Here is a 3,367-nt window from a genome sequence, read left to right as displayed (position 1 = left end):
CCAAGCTCTGAGTTAAGTAGCTTGATATCGTTGGACGTCTTCACAAAGGTATTGTTAGACAATAAATTTATAGATACATTTAAAATGGCCATGCAACAAAAATAATTGCACGACCATAAAAAAACTTATTTTTGGAACAACTTTTTTTAACTCAGCTTGCAGGAGGCGCAAACAAAACTGGCCACCTAGAATAGCGAGTTTTATGAAGGAACATTGCCCAAAAAGCCCAAGCAAAACCAGGGCCGCAATTTACCAATGCTATCCAAGAAACCCCGTAAAAGAAAGATTCCGGACGATCCCAAAACATCACCGCCAAGAAAAGGTTAAAAAATGCGCAAACGGCTATACCGACCACCCACACACTGGACGCATACTCGCCAATTTTGGTGTCGTAAAGACGCTTACCGTCAATCCAGTCATTGCTCACATAGAATGTGTAAAGATAATACGGGAAAAACGCGAATAAATAGACAATAAAATTGTCGGTCCATACAGGAGCCAAAACACCCGCCAAGAACAGGACAAACGGAACGACAGCGCAAAGCGTAAAAATTTTGCGTTTCGAGACGGTCTTTCCAACAACGTCCATCTTTTTGTCATTTACCATTTTCATTTTAAGCCTCCCTACACCTATAATATATGCAAAAATCATGTCAAAAACCAAAAAAAAATTGCGCAAAATTCGACTTTTCATTATTCCAAGTTGTATCTTATAGGGGCTCTTTATGAGCCGAGATGAAACATAAAGAACGGAACCTCCTATCAGGACTTTGCGAACGACATCATTCCGACCCTAAAGAAAAGGGGATGGTGGGGTGATGTCAACGCCGTCAACCCTGAAACAGGAAAAACAAAACAAATCGTAGTAGACCATCGCCGTTTAAGGACCATATACGGCACAAACATGAAAACCGCATACGATGCCGGCAAATACAAGGAGATGATGGATGAAGCCGACATCGCACCATATTGGCGATTCGTAGCCATCCCCAAGGGACCGCTGAACCCGCATCCGCGAGAAAGCCACGCGGCTCTGCACAATATGGTTCTCCGGTACGATGACCCGTTCTGGGAAGTTTTCTTCGGACACAAGGGATGGAACTGTCACTGTTCGACAAAGTCCTATACAAAGCAGGGCATTAAGAAACTGTATGGAAAGCCAGCCGATGAAGTAGTCCAGAAGAGCAAACCCGAAAATTTTGTAAGCAAGACCGAGACCATTCAGGGCAAGCAGATAACCACCCGAGGCTATAAGGTCGGCGGCAAGGAAATTTACCCCGATGCTGGTTGGGACTATGCCCCCGGAGCCTACAGTTACAGGCACCAGGAATACCTGAAACAGACCATCGACATGATTGATGGAAAGGATGCAAAGTACGAACTCACCAAACAGCAAAAGCAGGAAATACAGAAAAACTTCAAGGAAATGGTGAAAATCGACGCTTCCGTAGATAGGGTTGAATCACAATATAAATCGATGGTTGCCGCCGGAATTTTGGAAGGTGCCGTAGAGACTTTCTGCCAGAAAAATTTCAGCCAATTAAAATCGCCTATCATAACGTTTGACCAAATGAGAATAAGGCACACTCTACGCGAAGCGGAAAAACATACCGGATTAACAAAGGAAACGCTAGAAAAGGTGCCTGAACTTCTGGACGAATACACTCCAGCTTACAAGATTGACTCAAACAATGGTCAAGTTTTCTTCTTCTCGAAACCTTATGAGATTGTTGAAAACGGAACGAAGAAGAGAAAAAGAAACAAAATCGTTATTGGCTTTGATGAAAGAACAAAAACGATGACCTACAAAACCGGATATGTCGTTGATGATCGAGATTATTACGAAAATCACAAACCAATAAAAAAATAGGATATGTCAATGGACCGTCGTCTTCCCATTATACGATGAGCATAGCTTAGTATGACCACCCAAGTGTCCGGCTTTTACACTTACTCACATATCCTATACCCCTAATATACCACTTTTTCTGGAGAAATGCAAATGATAAATGCTGAAATCGATGACAAAAATTGCAAAATCACGCTAAAAGGCATCGATAACAAGGCAAAAGACATGTCCACGGCAATGAAAATCATCGCCAAGGACCTGCAAAGCTCCATCGAATACAACTTCGAGGTAGGCGGTCGTTACAGTTCCAAGGACTCCTATCTTATAGGGGCTCTTTATGAGCCGAGATGAAACTAAATTTGCCTATGTCTACGTCTGCATTGATAAAATCTGACATTTCCTATTGACTTCCGTTAAAAAAAGATGTATATTGTAAATGCGCCCGGTGTGATAGTCATGTCCTAATACCCATCGGGCGGCCCCGTGAGACATGAAAAACCGGGGCTAGCCTTTACAGGACTCCTTCACCGCGAAGGAGTCTTTTTTTATCCAAGACTTCCCTTTATACCTTCCTTTAGAACTTTATCCGTTCTGTATGCGGTCCACATCTGGAGCCTTCCGCCTATGCCCTTGACCACGAATTTTAGAGGCTTGATCTTGTTGCCATTTCCGAACACGCCGATGAGCAGCAGCGATATTGAACTCTTTCATCTTATAGGGGCTCTTTATGAGCCGAGATGAAACAACAACAACAACAAGGACCTACAAAATGAAAAAGATCGTCTCCATCCTCCTCATCGCTCTCTCCGGCCTCATGATTACGGGCTGCTCCCTTCCTTCGGCTCCCGAAGATGACGGGCCGCAGTTCTGCGTCGAGAAGACAATAGGGCTCAAATGGTATGACGTCGACGTGGACGGAAAATATCACAGCTACAAGAGCGAGTTCCTTCGTCAGACAGGCTGCTCTCAGCTTAAAGGATGCTCGAACATGGCTTTCATCCAGGTCTGCGAATAATAACGCTACATCAGCTGCAAGAAGCCCTGGGGATCGAACTTCACTTCGTATCGCGTGCAGGGCATGACGTTCTCGAAGTCGATGAAGCCTATCGGGTACAGGCTGTCGACTCCGTTCGGCGACTTCTGGACGCCTATCTTATAGGGGCTCTTTATGAGCCGAGATGAAACGGTGAGAAAATGATTACAAAAGATGACGCTATAAAATTTGCAGAGAAAGAAAAAAAAGACAACAAATACTTTTCATACGAGTTTTTAAAAAAGACCGACAAATATGGTTATGTTTTTCTTTTTCACGTAGATGACCCGTCAGACAAGACGCCGATGCCGACTGGCATACCTCTAGTCGCCGGAGTAAATGACAACGGACTGAAGTACATCTACGACGAAGACGTGAATCTTATAGGGGCTCTTTATGAGCCGAGATGAAACGTAAAAATGCTGAAAACCTAAAAATGTAGGACTAAACACCTTAAAGCACCCCGTTTAGTCCTATGCTGGAGG

At 43.9% G+C, this 3,367-nt stretch carries 5 protein-coding genes; 4 read left to right on the top strand and 1 reads right to left on the bottom strand.

Features of this window, described 5'->3' with window-relative positions:
* Positions 1-151: 151 nt before the first annotated feature.
* Positions 152-694 carry a hypothetical protein gene (locus B4B27_RS00725; RefSeq protein WP_290722683.1) on the bottom strand — a complete coding sequence of 181 codons (543 nt, stop codon included), beginning with the start codon at positions 692-694 and terminating at the stop codon, positions 152-154.
* A gap of 48 nt (positions 695-742) precedes the next feature.
* On the opposite strand from B4B27_RS00725, the gene B4B27_RS00720 reads away from it, so the two are divergent.
* The 4 genes from B4B27_RS00720 to B4B27_RS00705 all read left to right on the top strand — a co-directional run bounded on the left by B4B27_RS00720 (position 743) and on the right by B4B27_RS00705 (position 3,292).
* On the top strand, positions 743-1,870 hold the full coding sequence (locus B4B27_RS00720) for a phage minor head protein (protein ID WP_290722687.1): 1,128 nt from the start codon (positions 743-745) through the stop codon (positions 1,868-1,870).
* A 132-nt stretch (positions 1,871-2,002) separates the two neighbouring features.
* Complete coding sequence (locus tag B4B27_RS00715; RefSeq protein WP_290722681.1) at positions 2,003-2,200, top strand: hypothetical protein; 198 nt, start codon at positions 2,003-2,005, stop codon at positions 2,198-2,200.
* Positions 2,201-2,618: 418 nt separating this feature from the next.
* Positions 2,619-2,864 carry a hypothetical protein gene (locus B4B27_RS00710; RefSeq protein ID WP_290722679.1) on the top strand — a complete coding sequence of 82 codons (246 nt, stop codon included), beginning with the start codon at positions 2,619-2,621 and terminating at the stop codon, positions 2,862-2,864.
* A 179-nt stretch (positions 2,865-3,043) separates the two neighbouring features.
* Positions 3,044-3,292, top strand: a complete 249-nt coding sequence (locus B4B27_RS00705; protein ID WP_290722677.1) for a hypothetical protein — start codon at positions 3,044-3,046, stop codon at positions 3,290-3,292.
* Positions 3,293-3,367 lie beyond the last annotated feature (75 nt).

This window comes from Fibrobacter sp. UBA2449 (assembly GCF_002342555.1).
Lineage (GTDB): Bacteria > Fibrobacterota > Fibrobacteria > Fibrobacterales > Fibrobacteraceae > Fibrobacter.
Note: the sequence above shows the minus strand (reverse complement) of the source record. Positions and strands in the feature narration are given on the sequence as shown.